Below are 16,408 nucleotides of genomic sequence, written 5' to 3' on the forward strand. Positions count from 1 at the left end.
TTTTTTGCAAATACCCGGAGAACGCCGGAACAGCAGGGGAAAAAACATTTATTTGCCATGAACAAGGATTGACAAGCACCATCCTTCAGACGTATAAGAGTTAGTATTCATGGGGTAATTTCCAGTACTTTCCCCCCCATCGGCCTATTCAAAAAAATGGGTTCAGCCCCGCACATTTTCAAACAAACGAGATAAGAAGCCTGGCCGCGGAAAAATCCATTTTCACTGCGGTCCTTGCTTCGGACGCAGCCTGTGCGCCGACAACAACGTTTCCCCAAAAAGAGAGCCATATGACCAGGGCAAACCTTCTCATTGCCATAGCGATCGCGGTTATTTCCAGCAGCATCTGGGCCTTTGTCAACCAGCCCGAGCAGGAGCCGCGCTGGCCCAACCGCATCCAGGGTTTTTCCTTTTCCCCGTTCCGCGCGTGGCAAAGTGCCATTGACCACGTCCTGCCCACGGAAGAAGAAATCGACGAGGATCTGGCCTTGCTGGCCAAAAGAACCCACGCGGTGAGAACCTACACCCAGGAAGGCTCCTTGGCCGAGATTCCCCGTCTGGCCAGGAAATACGGGCTCAACGTAACCCTCGGCGCCTGGCTGACCAACGACCTGGAACGAAACGAGGTGGAAATCGCAACCGCCATCCGGGTCGCCCAGGAGAACTACCAGAACGTGGTCCGGATCATCATCGGCAACGAGGCGCTCCTCCGCGGCGACCTGACCCCGGAACAGCTCATCGCCTATCTCGACCGGGTGCAGGAGGCGGTGGAAATTCCGGTGAGCACCGCCGAACCGTGGCATATCTGGATGAAATATCCGGAGCTCGGAGAACACGTGGACTACATCGCCACCCACATGCTGCCCTACTGGGAAGGCATAGAAATGGCCCAGTCCATTGATTACATTGTTAAGCACATGAACATGCTGAAGCAAAAATTCCCGGCCAAAGAGGTGATCATCGGCGAGGTGGGCTGGCCCAGCAACGGGAGAACGCGCCAGCTGGCAGTGGCTTCTCCGGCCAACGAAGCCATCTTTCTCCGCCGTTTTCTGGCCAAGGCCGAACAGGAAAAATACACCTACTATGTCATGGAGGCCTTTGACCAGCCTTGGAAACAAGGGAGTGAAGGCTCGGTGGGTGCGTACTGGGGCGTGTACGATGTCAACCGCGAACCCAAGTTCCCCTTTACCGAACCCATTGTCAAGATTCCGGAATGGCGGACCCTGGCAGGGATCTCGGCCATCATCGCCATCATCACCTTCGCCTTTCTCCTCATCGACAGCAAAACCCTGCGCACCAGGGGGCGAAGCTTTCTTGCCACCATCGCTTTCGGTGCCTCCACCGGAGCGGTGTGGATTGTTTACACCTACACCAGACAGTACCTGAACCCGACCACCATCCTCATCGGCATCCTCATGGTGATCGGCATGATCGGGGTGGTGGTGGTGCTCCTGGCCGAAGCCCACGAATGGGCCGAGGCAACCTGGCTCTCCCAGTGGCGGCGGCCATTTACCCCGCAGCATCTGGACGATGACCAACTGCCCATGGTCTGCGTCCAGGTGCCGGCTTACAACGAACCGCCCGAGATGATGATCGAAACCCTAAACGCCTTGGCCAAGCTGGACTATCCCCGCTACGAGGTCCTGGTCATCGACAACAACACCAAGGATCCCGCAATCTGGCAACCGGTGGAGGAACACTGCCTCAAACTCGGGCCCAAGTTCCGCTTCTTTCATGTGGCTCCGCTGGCCGGATTCAAGGCCGGAGCGCTGAACTTCGCCCTGGAAAAAACCGCGCCGGAAGCAGAGCTTCTGGCGGTCATTGACAGCGATTACATTGTCACCCCGGACTGGCTCAAGGACATGGCCCCCCAGTTTGCCAAGCCCTCCCTGGCCATTGCCCAGGCACCCCAGGATTACCGGGACGATGAAGAAAACCTCTTCAAGGCCATGTGTTATGCGGAATACAAGGGATTTTTCTATATCGGCATGCTGACCCGCAATGAACGCAACGCCATCATCCAGCACGGCACCATGACCATGGTCCGCAAATCCGTACTGCAAGAGGTTGGAGGCTGGGCGGAGTGGTGCATCACCGAGGATGCGGAACTGGGTCTAAAAATCTTTGAACGCGGCTATGAGGCCACCTACATTTCCAAAAGTTATGGCAAGGGGTTGATGCCGGACACCTTTGTCGATTTCAAGAAACAACGGTTCCGCTGGGCTTACGGGGCGGTGCAGATCCTGCGGCGGCATGCCAAAGCCCTGCTCTTCGGCAGGCAGACTGCCCTCACCAGGGGCCAGCGGTATCATTTTGTCGCCGGCTGGATACCCTGGCTGGCCGACAGCCTGAACATGTTCTTCACCGTGGCCGCCCTGGGCTGGTCCACGGGCATGGTCTATTTTCCGCTCCAGATTGACCCGCCTCTGGTGATCCTCTCGATCATGCCGCTGACCCTCTTTGTTTTCAAGGTGGGCAAGATGATTTACCTCTACCGGACCCGGGTCGGCGCCACCGCCGGACAGACCCTGGCCTCGGCCCTGGCAGGACTTTCCCTGTCCCACACCATTTCCCAGGCGATCATCCTCGGTTTTTTCACCAAGGACATCCCATTTTTCCGAACCCCAAAACGGGCCAGGCGTCATGCCCTGTTCCAGGCCCTGCAATCGGCGAGGGAAGAAGGGCTGATCATGGCAGCCCTCTGGCTTGCCGCCACCTGCGTCGTGGTGTCGCAAGGGTCGGAAACCGCGGATCTGCTGGTTTGGATCATGGTCCTGCTGGTCCAGTCGATCCCCTATCTGGCGGCGGTTATCATGTCCATGGTGAGCGGCTTTTCAAAAACCGAAGAAAAAATCATCAGCAGTATCACTGCGCCGCCTCCGGTCGTGGAGGAGGTAAAGAGCAACGCGTAAAGACAGAATACGATCCGTGCTCTCTCTGGAAATTTCCCCGGGGGGTACCAAACCACGACCAACCTGCAGAGGCAAGGGGAATGTATTTTTAGAGAAATCCATTCCCCTTGCCTCTGTCAAAAAAATCGGCTATAGAGGCGGATATTCTGTTTTTTATCCCATGAGGAAAAAATCGGCGTTCTGGTCCGGAAAAAAATAATACCCGCCCCCCCAGTGCAGCGAGCAGCCGGATCCTTCAGCCTTCTTCCCACCATGCAAATCTCTCCCCAAAAAGCCGCCGCCCCCCGCTCAGAGTTGCCGCCCAGAAAGAGGGGGGTTTTCCGTTGGCTCCGCACGCTTTGCCGTCTGGCTCTTCGGGTGTTTGTTCTCTGCCTCGCAGGAACCATGGCGATCACCATCCTCTTTCGCTGGGTACCGCTGCCTTGCAGTTCTCTCATGATCCAGCGACAGGTTGCTTCCCTGTGGGAGAAAGAGAAGGAATACCGCTTCCGCTACCAGTGGGTTGCCCTGGAGAAGATGTCTCCCTATGCGCCGCTGGCGGCAATCGCCTCCGAAGACCAGAAATTTTTCAGCCACATGGGTTTTGACTTTGAAGCCATCGAAAAGGCCTGGGAACACAACCAGCGCCGGAAACGGGTGCATGGGGCAAGCACCATCTCCCAACAGGTTGCCAAGAATCTCTTTCTCTGGCCGGGACGAAGCTTCATCCGCAAGGGACTGGAGGTTTATTTCACCCTGCTGCTCGAGGGTCTCTGGCCCAAACACCGCATCCTCGAGGTCTACCTCAACGTGGCGGAGTTCGGCCCCGGCATCTTCGGGGTTGAAGCTGCCAGCAAGGTTTACTTCCACAAATCCGCCGCCAAACTGAATAGTGCGGAAGCCGCTATTCTGGCGGCAATCCTCCCCAGTCCCCTTCGCTCAAGTGCAGCCCGGCCATCCGGCTACATCAGCGAACGGGCTTGGCATATCCAACAGCAGATGCGTCTCATGGGCGGCACGGAATCACTGCGCAAACCCCTCGGCCAAAAGGCAAAAAAAAGAGCCGTAAAGAAATAGCCATACGCAGCGGACTGATTCCTTACGACTCCTGAGAGCAAAAGCAACCGCACAAACGTTGCGGCTTCGCTATTGTCCCACGGGATGACGTTCTTCACTTCTGAACAATCGTCAACCTTTCTCCTGTTTATCAAGATTGATCCGCACCTCCTTCCTGCTAAAAGGGCAGCGGAAGGCAAGACAATAGGCAACCAACTCCATACCGGTGCTGTTTTTATTCCCTTGGCCATACTTTGGATCGCCGAGAACGGGGTGCCCGATCAGGGCAAAATGTCGACGGATCTGATGCAGGCGTCCGGTCTCGAGAGTGACTTCGACGATGGAAGTATTGCTGCCTGGATCATAGGCAGTGAGGATGTATCGGGTGATGGCTGGCTTGCGGTCCAAAGGCAGGTCAATCACCCCGGAATCCGAACCGAGACGGCCAAGCACGGTTACCCGGTACTGCTTGTCAATACCGTTGACCTGCAACAACCCGGATAGTTTTGCCGCCGCCGCCTTGGTGTGGGCCAGAATCATCAAACCGGCCGCCTCCCGATCGAGCCGGTGCACGGGCAAGACCGGACGCTTCAAGCGAAAATGGACCTCGACCTGACGGACCAGCGAGCAATGATCTCCGTAATCCGTTCCCTGCGCAAGCAGACCGGCGGGCTTGAACCAGACACTGTACTGGCGGGCATCGTGGAGACATTGAGCCACCGGAGGTTTTAGCGAAAGCAGGCGAGCATCGTAAAACAAATCAAGAATATCGCCAGGACTCAATTGCGCGGTTGCCTTCCGCAAATGTTTCCGCCCGCCCCTCTTGCCCGTCAGCCAGACCGCCCCCTTACACATGGCATCTTTCACCCGGCTCTTGGCAAGCCCGGCCCGGGCCGCGATCAGGTCGCAGGCCGGACCCACATCCTCGGACCCCGAGGTAATCCGCATGGTAAAGGGGGCCGGAAACTGCGGTGTCTCCGCTCTGTTATCTGAAATGTTCATAGCCACGGTAGCTGATCTCCCTGCGTTGGCCCGCCTCTTCAAGAAAAACTCCCCGCCCTTCGACAATCCGACCCACCGCAAAAAGTTCTCGGCCGGTTTTTTCCATGATCAGATTGCAGAGCGGTTCCATCTCTTGCTCGCCAACAGTGAAGAGCAACTGATAATCCTCTCCTCCGGACAGCGCCCAATCAAGGGGAGAGTGGCCGCAGGTTTCCCCTGCTTTGCAGAGCACAGGGGAAAGGGGAATCCTTTCCGCCGCCACCACTGCTCCGACCCCGCTCTCTGCGCAGATATGGGCCAAATCGGTGGCCAGGCCGTCGGAGAGATCCTGCATGGCATGGACCAACCCGCTGGCGGCCAGCACCCTGCCTAAGGCGACCTGAGGAACAGGATCCAGATGCGCACCAACCAAGGTCTGCCAGCCGGGATCATGAGCCAGCCCCATCCGGCACAAGGCAAGACCAGCCGCCGCCTCGCCCAAAAGGCCACTGACCAGAACCACATCTCCGATGCGCGCACCTTTTCGGGTAAGCAGTTCCGTCTCAGCCATTTCCCCGAGCAGCGTAACGGAGAACATGGACTCATGCCCGCTCTGCACCGTGTCCCCGCCGATCAGGACCACACCATGCTCGGAGAGCACGGCAAGAAAACCGGCCATAAAATCAGACAACCATTGGTTCTCGGTCTCGGGGGGCAGGGCCAGGGAAAGCAGGGCGAAACGCGGAAAGCCTCCCATGGCGGCAATATCACTGATATTGACGGAGGCCGCCTTCCGGCCGAGGGCAACGGGTGGATGCCAGGCGGTATCAAAATGCACCCCCGCCACCATGGTATCGGTGGTGACCAGACTGACTCGTCCCTGGGATGTTCGGTACACCGCACAGTCATCGCCGATCCCGACCACAAGATCGTCGGAGTTTCCCGTCGCCTGGCGAATGCGGGCAATGATCTCTCTTTCTCCTCCGGGCCTGGCCATGTGGGTCACCATTTTTTCATCAAGTTTTTCTGAAGCTATCCCGATATGTTAGACAAAGAACCCTGAGGAAACGATCATGCAAGTCATCTGCTGCGTTTGTCACAAAACAAAAAAGCACAACAGCTGGGCAGCCAAGCGGAGTGCCAATTCCGGTGACCAGCGCTCACACGGCTATTGTCCGGGGTGTTATCAGCAGATGATGGAGAGAATTGAAAACTTCTTTGTCATGAACAGCTGCCGCAAAAGCGCCTGAACAACCGGGCTCCTACTTGATTACCTTCAGGATGGGCCGCTTCTTTTTTTCCGGACTTATCTGTCCACTGCCGTTCTTCTGAAGCAACTCGCCGCCACCGCCAAAATCAATGGCCTTGATGAACCGCTGCTCGCCGCCCATGGTGAATATATCCTGCCCGGTGAATTGCGGGGTCCGCAGAGTCCAGACCACCTTCTGCGGAGGAAGGGTCAACAACTGCAAACCTACCTGCCACCACTCCTCCTTCTTGGCATAGTCCCTCACAATCCCCGTAACCAGAGCATACATGATCTGTTCGGCCACGATCAGAACAATGTCTCCGACTTGGGTCGTCTCCTTGAAGACAAATATATTTTTCAAGTCAGTTACAATTTTCTCGATCATGGGATAGTCTCATTAAAAGGGAATAAAGGCACAACCACTCCAGGGAAAGCAAGATACCCAATCACGGAAAATCTTTCAAGCACAGGTCCACAGCAACATACCACGGATCAACTCGCTTTCCTGTTGTTCTTTTGCCTCCTTTTTTGTTTAATCCAGGAAGATGCTTCCGGCAAGCGCCTCCCCTTTTGACACAGGCGGAGAAGATGCATTCCCATTTTGCCGGGAACTTTTTAGCCCCTCGGTTGTCTTAACGCTATACAGAAAAATTGGCCCTGGGCCAATAGGACAAGCGGATCACGATGCCATACCAAGAAGTAGCCGAACTTGTCCGTGCCTTCCGCCAGGGGGAGCAGCAGGCCTTTAACCGGCTGGTGACCCTCTATCAGAAGAAGATATATAATCTGGCTCTGGGCTATGTAAAACAGGAAGATGAGGCCAAGGATCTCGCGCAGGACATCTTCGTCACGGTCTTCCGCCAGATAGACAAACTGAAAGACGAAAGCAAGTTCGGGGCCTGGCTCTACCAACTGGCCCTGAACCACTGCCGGAACCGTTACCAGAAACTGCGCCGCCGGGGTTTTTTCAGCAATCAGTCCCTTGATGATCCGGACACCGGCTTGCACTTAAGCTCCGGCACCACTCCGGAAAAAGAGTACGAACAGCAAAACACCGTCCGTCTGGTCCGGGAAGCCATTGCCTCCCTCGCGCCTGCGGAAAAAGAAGTCATTCTTCTCCGTGATCTGCAGGAGCTTTCGTACGAAGAAATCAGTGAGATTCTTGCTCTGCCCATGGGCACGGTCAAGTCCAAACTAAACCGGGCCCGCCTGGCCTTAAAAAAACGTCTCAAACATCATCTGTAATCGGTCCGCCTATGCAATGCACTGAAGTCCAGCCGCTGTTCACCGAGTTTGCGGACAATACCCTTGCCCGCGAAGAGCTGCGCGCCCTGACCGACCATCTTCTCGGCTGCCCGGTCTGCGCCGTGGAATGGCAGGAGTTTCAGCAAACCCTCCGCCTCGTGCATAGCCTCGAACCACTGGTTCCCCCAGGCGATCTGCTGCCGGGCATCCACGCAAAGCTGGCAAAAAAAGGTATCTTCTATCGGGCCTGGACTTTTATCGATGCTCTGAATTTTTCCCTATCAATCCCCGCCGCCGCTGCCATATTCACCATTGCCATGCTCGGAGGATTCATGCTCACCTCCTCGCCCTTGCAGCAAACAAACATCTTCCCATCGCCTTTAGCCCGGACCTCCTCCTTACCGCAAGGAGAGATTCTCGCCACCAGACGACCAGCGCTTGCCCCGAATCTCATGTTTGCCGTCTCTCATAATGAAGCGCGCCTGAGCGGAGATCTGGAGCCGCTTGCCCGGACACCCCTGACGACCCACCCGGCTCCCGACAATCATGCCCGCCGCCTGTTATCCCCGGACCTGCATGTACTCATCAAGGATATCGATCGCGACAGCCGGATCACACTCTGCCGAGAGATGTTGCACCGGAACTGGCAGCTCCATCGCGTCAGTGCCAGCCTGTTCCTCGTCCATCTCCCCCAGTCCGAACTGAGAGATTTCCATAACCTCATCGGCCACCACCATTTCGTCCTGGTCCCTGCCGCAGCGGGGGAAACACGATTCGGGAACGAGAAGCAGATATTGACCGCTGCCATCCGCTTTCAATAAAAACAATGGCTGCATTTTTTTCAGGAACTTTTACAAAGCAGACCGTGTCTTTCTTTTTATGATGCGCATCCTCCAAGCATCTCTTCTTCCTTTCCCTTCTTCCCCAGAAGGGCGTGTCCCTGGGACCGCAGAGCCCCCCTCGCTCCTGCGGTCCCGTTTTTTTTCTCAATACGGTCGCACACCCCGGGCTTGACATCCAGAAAAAGAGATATACACAATAACACAGACGTACAAGAATGACTGATTACTCAGAGGCATGGCAACTTGTCCAACTCCACCCCTATGCAACATGCTTATCTTGTCCAACACCTCAAGGAGCACACTATGATTTCCCCTGTACCGACCTTCCCGCGCCGCCATCCAGCCCCAATTTTATTGGCCTTCCTGCTCATGGGACTCCTTCTCGCGACACTGCCAGGCTTAACCTGGGCAGTGAGCAACGCCCCGGCCACCTTTGCCGATCTGGCGGACAAACTCAGCCCCACCGTGGTCAATATCTATACCACCCAAACGGTTAAGGCCTCCCGCTCCCCCCATGACATGTTCAACGGGCAGGATATCCCCGAGCCCTTCCGCCGTTTTTTCGGCCTTCCCTCTCCCAATGAACAGGATCAGCCCCAGCGGGAACAGAAACGGACCAGCCTCGGTTCCGGGGTGATCATCTCCAAGGATGGCTATATTGTTACCAACAACCATGTCGTAGAAAACGCCGACAGCATCAATGTGCGGTTGACCAACTTCGAGGAATACGACGCCAAGATCATCGGCCGCGACCCGAAAACAGACCTTGCCCTGCTCAAGATCGCGCCCAAAAATGGCTTGCCGGCAATCGCCTTCGGCGATTCGGACAAATTGCGGGTGGGTGACTGGGTCATGGCCATCGGCAACCCCTTCGGCTTTGAGCAGACCGTTACCGCCGGAATTGTCAGCGGCAAGGGACGTTCCCTGGGCAGCGGCCCCTATGAAAATTTCATTCAGACAGATGCCTCCATCAATCCGGGCAATTCCGGCGGTCCCCTTTACAATCTCATGGGCGAGATGGTCGGAATCAACACCGCCATCTATAGCCGCAGTGGCGGCAACATCGGCATCGGCTTCGCCATCCCGGCCAACATGGCAAAAAATGTAATCAACCAACTCAAAGAACATGGTACTGTGGTGCGCGGCTGGCTCGGGGTGATGATCCAGCCCGTGACCCCGGAACTCGCCGCCCAGTTCAAACTTGAGCGGCCGATCGGCGCCCTGGTGGGCGAGGTTTCCCCGGGAAGTCCGGCGGAGAAGGCCGGCATTAAAGCCGGCGATGTCATTGTCGAATTCAACGGCAAGGAAATCAGCCAGATGAGCATGCTGCCGAATCTGGTGGCGGAAACTCCGGTGGGAGGCAAAGCGGATATCACTCTGTACCGGAAGGGCATACTGAAAAAAATCCCCGTAATCATTGCCAAGCTCAACGAAGAACAGCTTGCCGCAAGCGAACAAGCCGACAGCCTCAACAAGAGCCTGGGGCTGGAGGTGCAGGACCTCACCCCGGAGATTGCCGCGGCCCTGGGCATCACCGACAAGCACGGGGTCCTGGTAACCGGGGTTGAACCCTACTCGCCTGCGGCTTACGCAGGTCTGCGCAAGGGAGACCTGATCCTTGAGGTCAACCAAAAACCTGTCCGGGATGTGAAGGACCTCCTCAATGAACTCAAGGGAAAAAAGGCAAAATCAACGGTTTCATTTTTTATCAAGCGTGATGGCCGCACCAGATTTTTGGGTCTCAGACTCAAATAAATCCTCCCATAGACAGGAAAAGGAACGAACATGAAAAGATTAAATGGTTTCGGAAAGCGTCTGGGTTGCTTTGCCGCCCTGCTGAGCATGCTCAGCCTAGCCAGCGGCTGCACCTACCAGGACCGGGTCGCCCCGCTCAACTTGCCGGATGCCAAAAATGGCGGCATCGTGGTGGGCGATGGCCTCAAGATTTCCGCCCTGGCTTTCAGCAGCGATGAAGCGGCCAAGCAGGCCTTCGGCTTTGGCGCGCGCAATGCCGGCCTGCTGCCCGTGCAGCTTACCCTGCAAAACGACAGCCCGGAGAAGGTGAAACTCAACCCCGAGCAGACCTTCCTGATCGATAACAACAACCGGGCCTGGCCGATTCTCTCGCTGGAAAAAACCTATCAGCGGACTTCAGGGCATGTCGATCTTGGAGAAACAGCCAAAGGCGCGGCAAAACCGTCGTTGCTCATGGGCGCGGCCGGAGCACTGGCCGGACTGGCCGTAGGGGTGGTTACCGGCAAGAACGTCGGCGAGGCAATGGGAACCGGCGCCGTGCTTGGTGCGGCCGGAGGTGCGATTATCGGGGGAGCCAAGAGTTACAGCGAGAGCGGAGAAAAAATCAAGGATGACCTTGCCTCCAAAAGCCTCAGGAACCAGACGATCCTGCCGAACCAGATCGCTTACGGGGTTCTGTTCTTTCCGGGAATGCCGGGGGAAGAAGCGGATGGAGTAAAAGAGTTGCGGCTTTCGCTGACCATCGGCAATACGCCGCAGGTGGTCACCCTCTTTCCGGCAACCAAATAACTGCGGCAGGGGCTGGGCCGCTTGCTCGGCTCAGCCCTGTCGGTACGCACCGTCCGCCGCCGCCACCTGGGCAATGGCCGCCCGAACCTTGACAAGATCCTTACGACCGGGCGAGATCTCCACCCCGGAATTGAGATCCACCGCAAAGGGATGCGCCTGCCTGATCGCCTCACCCACATTCTCGGGGGTGAGGCCGCCGGCCAGGATTATTGGGCGAGGCGGGGACAATTTTTCAAGCAGATGCCAGTCAAAGGTGTCCCCGGTGCCTCCGGCGATCTTCTCGTGAAAGGTGTCGAACAAGAAGCCGGAAACCACTCCGGCATAAGGCGCCAGATCTTCCGTACTCAGCGTGGGCCGCACCCGAAAAACCTTGATCACCCGACAGTTGATTTCCGCGCAGTAGGCAGGGGATTCTTCCCCATGCAGTTGCACCATGGTCAGGCCGCAGGAGCGGACGATCTCGTTCACCGTTGCCACGTCCTGATCGAGAAAAACTCCAACCGCATCAACAAAGGGCGGCAGGCTGGCAACAATGTCCCGCGCCCGTTCCGGCTCAACGTACCGGGGGCTTTGCTCGACAAAGATCATCCCGATTGCGTCCACCCCGGCCTCGACAACCGCAGCGACCTCGGCCACCTCCCGCATCCCGCATACCTTGATCCGCGTTCTGGCGTTCATACCCTTTTCCCATCCTGATCGCAAACCAACGTCCGCAACGCCTCGGCTGGGTCCGCGGCCCGCATCAGGGTTTCCCCGACCAACGCGGCCCTGACGCCATGCTCGGCAAGCCGCTCCATATCGTGATGATCCCGAATGCCCGATTCACTCACCAGAGGAATCCCGGCCGGAATCATCTTCTGCAAGCGGAAGGTGGTGTTCAGATCCATGGAAAAATCGCGAAGATCACGGTTATTGACCCCGATCAACCGGCTGCCGGCGGCCACGGCTTTTTCGACCTCCGCCTCGTCATGCACCTCCACCAGGGCATCCATGCCAAGCTCGGAGGCCAGCGCCAGATACTCTTCTATCTGACTGGTCTCGAGAATGGCGGCGATCAGAAGAATCGCATCGGCGCCGTAAGCCCGCGCCTCCCGGATCTGCAGGGGATCGATGATGAAATCCTTGCGCAGCACCGGTAAAGAAACAGCCGCCCGCACTGCGGGGATATAGCTAAGCGAACCCTGGAAGAAGTCCACGTCGGTGAGCACCGACATCGCCTGAGCGCCGCCGGCCAGATAGCTGCGACCAATGGCCACCGGATCGAAATCGGCCCGGATAACTCCCTTGGAGGGGGAGGCCTTTTTGGCCTCGGCGATGACGGCTACGCCGGGAAAATCGGTCAAGGCCCGGATAAAGCCGCGGGGCGGCGGGATTTCCATTTCAGGCACGGTTATGCCACACGCCTTGAGGGCAGCGACTTCTTCTTTTTTCCGGGCGACAATGGTATCGAGAATCATGATAAACTCGCAAAAACTGAAAACACGGCACAGGTCCGTGACATTGATTAAAAAACGACCAAGCAATAACTGTTGTAATCGCGGCTTGTTGCGATTTCAACAATCATGGGTTTTTCACCGCTTGGGAAAAGGCAACCAACGCCTCGACCTTATTCAGCGCAGCCCCGCTGGCCACTACTTCACGGGCCAGGGCGACCCCACCGGCCAAATCATCGCAACGTTCGGCAGCCATTAGGGCGGCGCCGGCATTGAGCAGGACCATGTCCAGACAGGGTCCTGATTTACCGCTCAGCACACTCCGCAGCTGCGCCGCAGCCTCGGGCGCGGTGGTCCCGCCTTTGATTTCCGCCAGGCTGGCCGTGGCCATGCCCAGCTCCGAGGGATGGATGGTGTAGGTTGTCAATTCGCCGTTGTTCCAGTCGGACACCCTGGTAGCGCCGGTGATGGTGATCTCATCCAGATTGCCCTCGCCGCACACCACCAGGGCCCGGCGGGTGCCAAGCCTGCCCAGCACCCGGGCCAGGGTTTCGGTGAGGGAGGGAGTAAACACCCCCATGAGCTGGACATTGGCATTGGCTGGGTTGGTCAAGGGGCCGAGAATATTGAAGATGGTCCTGATCCCGATCTCGCGGCGCGGGCCGATGGCGTGCTTCATCGCCCCATGCAGGGCAGGAGCAAACATAAAACCGATGCCGATCTCACGAATGGATTGCCCGATCTGTTCGGCGCTTAAACCCAGATCCACACCCAAGGCTTCAAGCACGTCGGCACTGCCGCAATGGCTGGAAACGGAACGGTTGCCGTGCTTGGCCACCGGCACCCCGGCGGCGGCCACGACAAAGGCGCTGGTGGTGGAAACATTGAAGGTGCCGGAGGCGTCGCCCCCGGTGCCGCAGGTATCCACGAGAATCCCGCCCTCGCCAACCCCATGCACCTTGGTGGCCTTGGCCCGCATCACCCTGGCCGCGCCGGTGATCTCGTCCACGGTTTCGCCCTTGATCCTCAGCGCGGTGATAAAGGCGCCGATCTGGGCCGGGGTCGCTTCCCCGTCCATGATGGTCTCCATCACCCCGACCATCTCCGCTTCGCTCAGATCGGTTCCAGCCACCACTTTGGCAATGGCCTCTTTCATCATGCGACCATCTCCTTACGCTGCCTGGCGAGAATTTCCGGGTAGGCCGGATCAAGGAAGTTTTTCAGCAACTGCACCCCGGCCGGGGTCATGATGGATTCGGGATGGAATTGCACCCCTTCCACCGGCAGAGTCCGATGCCTGAGCCCCATGAGCTCGCCCTGATCGGAACGCGCCGAGACCATCAGACATTCGGGCAGGTCGGATTCCCGGACCACCAGGGAATGGTAGCGCATGGCCTCGAAAGGATTGGGCAACCCGGTGAACACCCCAAACCCGTCATGGGTGATGGGGCTTGTCTTGCCGTGCATCAGTCGGCCGGCCCGGACGGTTTGCCCGCCAAAGGCCTCGCCCAGGGACTGATGCCCCAGACAGACCCCCAGCACCGGAATCTTTTCACTGAAAAAGCGAATCGCCTCAATGGAGATCCCCGCCTGGGCCGGAGAACAGGGGCCGGGCGAGATCAGCAGCCGGTCGGGGGCAAGCGAGGCGATGAAGGGTATATCCACCTCGTCGTTGCGGAAGATTTTCATCTCGGCGCCCATCCCCCCGAGGGTCTGGACGATGTTGTAGGTAAAGGAGTCGTAATTATCGATGATAACGATCATATGCTTTCTCGCGCTCCGCCGGGCAAACCGGTTTAAAACTCTTTTTCCGCCAGTTCCACAGCCCGCCGCAGTCCCATGGATTTGTTGATGGTTTCCTGATACTCCAAGGCGGACACCGAATCGGCGACAATCCCCGCACCGGCCTGCACCCAAAGATCATCGCCCTGCATGACAAAAGTCCGGATGGTGATGCAAAAATCCATATTCCCGGAAAAGCCGAAATAGCCGACGGAACCGGCATAGGGCCCGCGCCGCTCGGGCTCAAGCTCTTCGATGATCTCCATGGCCCGGATCTTGGGAGCGCCGCTCACCGTGCCCGCGGGAAAGCAGGCGCGCAGGACGTCGAACTGATCCTTGCCGGGGGCCAGGGTTCCATGCACTCCGGAAACCAGATGCATGACATGGCTGTACCGCTCGACCACCAGCAGGTCGCGCACCTCCACCGAGCCATACTGGGCGACCCGCCCCACATCGTTGCGGCCCAGATCGACGAGCATCAGATGTTCGGCCCGCTCCTTGGGATCCGCCAGCAGCTCCTGCTCAAGGGCCGCGTCCTCTTCCTCGGTTTTGCCGCGCTTTCTCGTCCCGGCAATGGGCCTGAGCTCGATATCTCCCTGCTCCAGGCGCACCAGGATCTCCGGAGAGGAGCCGATCTGGACCAGATCCCCGAGCTTGAGATAAAAAAGATAGGGGCTGGGATTGATATGGCGCAGGGCACGGTAGAGCTTGAAGGGAGAGAGTTCTGTTTTGGTATGAAACCGCTGAGACAGAACAACCTGGATGACATCGCCGGCCTGGACATACTCCTTGGCCGCCTCCACCATTTCCGCAAAAGCCTCTTCACTCATATTGGAGGTGAAGGCATGGGTCTTGGCCTTTACCCCGGCACCGCCGAGATACTCCGTCGGCATGGGGGCCTGGAGACGAACGATGACCTCCTCGATCTCAGCCTGCGCTTTCGCGTACAAGGCCGGGAGATCCTGCGCTCCTGCAGTCTGCACCAGATTGACCACGGTGAGCAGCTGCCTGAGGTTGTCGTAGATCAAAACAGTCCGGGGTACCATGAAGGCGCTGTCGGGAAACTGAGCCAAGGGCGGATTGCGCTCGGGCAAACGCTCCATGAAGCGGACCATGTCGTAGCCCAGAAAACCCACGGCCCCGCCAAAAAAACGGGGGAGCAGCTCCGAGTCACACCCCATCTCGGCATTGCAGGCATCAAAGGATTTCAGCAAGGCTTGCAGGGCCTGAAGCGGATCTCCCTCCTGCTGCTCGCTCTTTCCTTCCCGGGTGATGGTAATCTGGGTCCCGCGACTTGACATGGTGACGATGGGGTCAAAACCGATAAAGGAATATCGCCCCCATTTCTCTCCGCCCTCAAGGCTTTCAAAGAGAAAGGCGTGGGATTCTCCGCCCGCCACCTTGGCAAAAATGGTCAGCGGCGTATCGAGGTCGGCGACGATTTCCCGATAGATCGGCACCAGACCGGCATCGGCGGCCAGGTGTTCAAACTCCTGCAAGGAAGGTCGGAACATGATGGATCCTCAACTCATAAAAAAAGCCATGGAACATTAGCGTCCCATGGCTTTTTTGTTTTTCTTTATCACAGCGAAACACTCTCCATAATAACAGGCTTGATCCCTGCGCACAACGGAAGAGGCACAACCAGCCTGGTCGGAAGGGCCTTGCACAAATCCTTCTCCCGCTTGGCAGAAGAAACGAGGCAGGACTCCAGCCACGACCGGCTCTCTCGTTATTAGACCGCCGCGAGCAAGGCATTTACCCGTTTGGTCAAACGGGAAACCTTACGGGAAGCATTTTTTTTGTGGATAGAGCCTTTCACTGCTGTTTTTTCGATAATAGGGATCGCCAACTTCAGTGCTTCCTGGGCTTGCTCTCCGGATTTCAGCTCAACGGCCTCAAGGACCTTCTTCACAACACCCTTCATCTTGGTCTTGTTGGAGCGATTGCGCAGCCGGTGCAACTGGTTCTGACGATTCCTTTTCTCGGCGGATTTATGATTAGCCAATTCTCAACTCCTGTTTGCTGTATTGTTGATTGATCAAGACGCTCTACCCTTGCCGTTTCACGGCTGGCAGGTTTTCCGTTCGGTTGCCGTTTCCCGACAACGCCACAGAAAGATGCTGGAAAATTTCATGAATTTAAATCAATTCCCCGACCTTGTCAAGCAACAACTGGACAGCCTGTTTCAAATATTCCAGATGGGTGCGCGGAGAGTCCTTCGCAAGAAACAACTTTTCTTTTCACAAGACAATGACCGATCTCCCCAATTTTTTTAAAAAAATTCATACATGCCCCTTGCCTGGGACCCTGCTTTTCGTTTACCTTAAAAACAACACAATATTTTCAACCTTCTCCACCCTAGAATTTTTATTGACGGAACCA

The 16,408-nt window shown here is 57.1% G+C and carries 16 protein-coding genes; 7 read left to right on the forward strand and 9 right to left on the reverse strand.

The window, feature by feature from the left end; all coding sequences use genetic code 11:
• Positions 1-290: 290 nt before the first annotated feature.
• Entirely contained in the window at positions 291-2,912 is a 2,622-nt protein-coding gene (locus OLX77_RS00250; protein WP_307631569.1) for a glycosyltransferase family 2 protein, read from the forward strand.
• A 252-nt stretch (positions 2,913-3,164) separates the two neighbouring features.
• Complete coding sequence (gene mtgA, locus OLX77_RS00255; protein WP_307631570.1) at positions 3,165-3,968, forward strand: monofunctional biosynthetic peptidoglycan transglycosylase; 804 nt, start codon at positions 3,165-3,167, stop codon at positions 3,966-3,968.
• A gap of 111 nt (positions 3,969-4,079) precedes the next feature.
• Here the strand turns inward: mtgA and OLX77_RS00260 are convergent, their stop codons facing one another.
• Together OLX77_RS00260 and thiL are read right to left on the reverse strand one after the other, a co-directional pair.
• Complete coding sequence (locus OLX77_RS00260) at positions 4,080-4,949, reverse strand: RluA family pseudouridine synthase (protein WP_307634052.1); 870 nt, start codon at positions 4,947-4,949, stop codon at positions 4,080-4,082.
• A complete protein-coding gene (gene thiL, locus OLX77_RS00265) occupies positions 4,933-5,925 on the reverse strand; it encodes a thiamine-phosphate kinase (RefSeq protein WP_307631571.1) in 993 nt (330 codons plus the stop codon). The genes OLX77_RS00260 and thiL overlap by 17 nt, the downstream gene beginning before the upstream one ends.
• Positions 5,926-6,001: 76 nt before the next feature.
• On the opposite strand from thiL, the gene OLX77_RS00270 reads away from it, so the two are divergent.
• On the forward strand, positions 6,002-6,178 hold the full coding sequence (locus OLX77_RS00270) for a hypothetical protein (RefSeq protein WP_307631572.1): 177 nt from the start codon (positions 6,002-6,004) through the stop codon (positions 6,176-6,178).
• Between the two features lie 12 nt (positions 6,179-6,190).
• Here OLX77_RS00270 and OLX77_RS00275 read toward each other — a convergent pair whose 3' ends face one another.
• Complete coding sequence (locus tag OLX77_RS00275; protein WP_307631573.1) at positions 6,191-6,562, reverse strand: hypothetical protein; 372 nt, start codon at positions 6,560-6,562, stop codon at positions 6,191-6,193.
• 299 nt (positions 6,563-6,861) lie between these two features.
• Between OLX77_RS00275 and OLX77_RS00280 the strand changes: the two genes are divergently transcribed.
• The 4 genes from OLX77_RS00280 (at position 6,862) to OLX77_RS00295 (ending at position 10,808) form a co-directional block, all read left to right on the forward strand.
• Entirely contained in the window at positions 6,862-7,422 is a 561-nt protein-coding gene (locus tag OLX77_RS00280) for an RNA polymerase sigma factor (protein WP_307631574.1), read from the forward strand.
• Between the two features lie 11 nt (positions 7,423-7,433).
• Entirely contained in the window at positions 7,434-8,243 is an 810-nt protein-coding gene (locus OLX77_RS00285; RefSeq protein WP_307631575.1) for an anti-sigma factor family protein, read from the forward strand.
• A gap of 324 nt (positions 8,244-8,567) precedes the next feature.
• Positions 8,568-10,019 carry a DegQ family serine endoprotease gene (locus OLX77_RS00290; RefSeq protein WP_307631576.1) on the forward strand — a complete coding sequence of 484 codons (1,452 nt, stop codon included), beginning with the start codon at positions 8,568-8,570 and terminating at the stop codon, positions 10,017-10,019.
• A 30-nt stretch (positions 10,020-10,049) separates the two neighbouring features.
• The gene (locus OLX77_RS00295) at positions 10,050-10,808 is read left to right on the forward strand and encodes a hypothetical protein (RefSeq protein ID WP_307631577.1); all 759 of its coding nucleotides are present in this window, start codon (positions 10,050-10,052) and stop codon (positions 10,806-10,808) included.
• 30 nt (positions 10,809-10,838) lie between these two features.
• Here OLX77_RS00295 and OLX77_RS00300 read toward each other — a convergent pair whose 3' ends face one another.
• The 6 genes from OLX77_RS00300 to rpsT form a co-directional block, all read right to left on the reverse strand.
• Positions 10,839-11,486 (reverse strand): phosphoribosylanthranilate isomerase, encoded by a 648-nt coding sequence (locus OLX77_RS00300; protein WP_307631578.1) that lies wholly within the window; start codon positions 11,484-11,486, stop codon positions 10,839-10,841.
• Positions 11,483-12,265: an indole-3-glycerol phosphate synthase TrpC gene (trpC, locus tag OLX77_RS00305; protein WP_307631579.1), complete on the reverse strand. Its 783-nt coding sequence runs from the start codon at positions 12,263-12,265 to the stop codon at positions 11,483-11,485. The genes OLX77_RS00300 and trpC overlap by 4 nt, the downstream gene beginning before the upstream one ends.
• Before the next feature lie 103 nt (positions 12,266-12,368).
• Positions 12,369-13,400, reverse strand: coding sequence for an anthranilate phosphoribosyltransferase (gene trpD / locus OLX77_RS00310; RefSeq protein ID WP_307631580.1), 1,032 nt, complete (start codon positions 13,398-13,400; stop codon positions 12,369-12,371).
• A complete protein-coding gene (locus OLX77_RS00315) occupies positions 13,397-14,005 on the reverse strand; it encodes an anthranilate synthase component II (protein ID WP_307631581.1) in 609 nt (202 codons plus the stop codon). The genes trpD and OLX77_RS00315 overlap by 4 nt, the downstream gene beginning before the upstream one ends.
• A gap of 32 nt (positions 14,006-14,037) precedes the next feature.
• Positions 14,038-15,537, reverse strand: a complete 1,500-nt coding sequence (trpE, locus tag OLX77_RS00320) for an anthranilate synthase component I (protein ID WP_307631582.1) — start codon at positions 15,535-15,537, stop codon at positions 14,038-14,040.
• Positions 15,538-15,758: 221 nt separating this feature from the next.
• The gene (gene rpsT, locus OLX77_RS00325; RefSeq protein ID WP_307631583.1) at positions 15,759-16,031 is read right to left on the reverse strand and encodes a 30S ribosomal protein S20; all 273 of its coding nucleotides are present in this window, start codon (positions 16,029-16,031) and stop codon (positions 15,759-15,761) included.
• Positions 16,032-16,408: the final 377 nt, after the last annotated feature.

This window comes from Thiovibrio frasassiensis (genome assembly GCF_029607905.1).
Taxonomy (GTDB): Bacteria; Desulfobacterota; Desulfobulbia; order Desulfobulbales; family Desulfurivibrionaceae; genus Thiovibrio; species Thiovibrio frasassiensis.

Coding starts and splice junctions, on each gene's coding strand:
- trpE (WP_307631582.1), bottom strand. CDS start 15,537: ATGTTCCGACCTTCCTTGCAGGAGTTTGAACACCTGGCCGCCGATGCC.
- OLX77_RS00280 (WP_307631574.1), top strand. CDS start 6,862: ATGCCATACCAAGAAGTAGCCGAACTTGTCCGTGCCTTCCGCCAGGGG.
- OLX77_RS00285 (WP_307631575.1), top strand. CDS start 7,434: ATGCAATGCACTGAAGTCCAGCCGCTGTTCACCGAGTTTGCGGACAAT.
- OLX77_RS00295 (WP_307631577.1), top strand. CDS start 10,050: ATGAAAAGATTAAATGGTTTCGGAAAGCGTCTGGGTTGCTTTGCCGCC.
- OLX77_RS00260 (WP_307634052.1), bottom strand. CDS start 4,949: ATGAACATTTCAGATAACAGAGCGGAGACACCGCAGTTTCCGGCCCCC.
- mtgA (WP_307631570.1), top strand. CDS start 3,165: ATGCAAATCTCTCCCCAAAAAGCCGCCGCCCCCCGCTCAGAGTTGCCG.
- OLX77_RS00250 (WP_307631569.1), top strand. CDS start 291: ATGACCAGGGCAAACCTTCTCATTGCCATAGCGATCGCGGTTATTTCC.
- OLX77_RS00275 (WP_307631573.1), bottom strand. CDS start 6,562: ATGATCGAGAAAATTGTAACTGACTTGAAAAATATATTTGTCTTCAAG.
- thiL (WP_307631571.1), bottom strand. CDS start 5,925: ATGGCCAGGCCCGGAGGAGAAAGAGAGATCATTGCCCGCATTCGCCAG.
- OLX77_RS00270 (WP_307631572.1), top strand. CDS start 6,002: ATGCAAGTCATCTGCTGCGTTTGTCACAAAACAAAAAAGCACAACAGC.
- trpD (WP_307631580.1), bottom strand. CDS start 13,400: ATGATGAAAGAGGCCATTGCCAAAGTGGTGGCTGGAACCGATCTGAGC.
- OLX77_RS00290 (WP_307631576.1), top strand. CDS start 8,568: ATGATTTCCCCTGTACCGACCTTCCCGCGCCGCCATCCAGCCCCAATT.
- OLX77_RS00315 (WP_307631581.1), bottom strand. CDS start 14,005: ATGATCGTTATCATCGATAATTACGACTCCTTTACCTACAACATCGTC.
- OLX77_RS00300 (WP_307631578.1), bottom strand. CDS start 11,486: ATGAACGCCAGAACGCGGATCAAGGTATGCGGGATGCGGGAGGTGGCC.
- trpC (WP_307631579.1), bottom strand. CDS start 12,265: ATGATTCTCGATACCATTGTCGCCCGGAAAAAAGAAGAAGTCGCTGCC.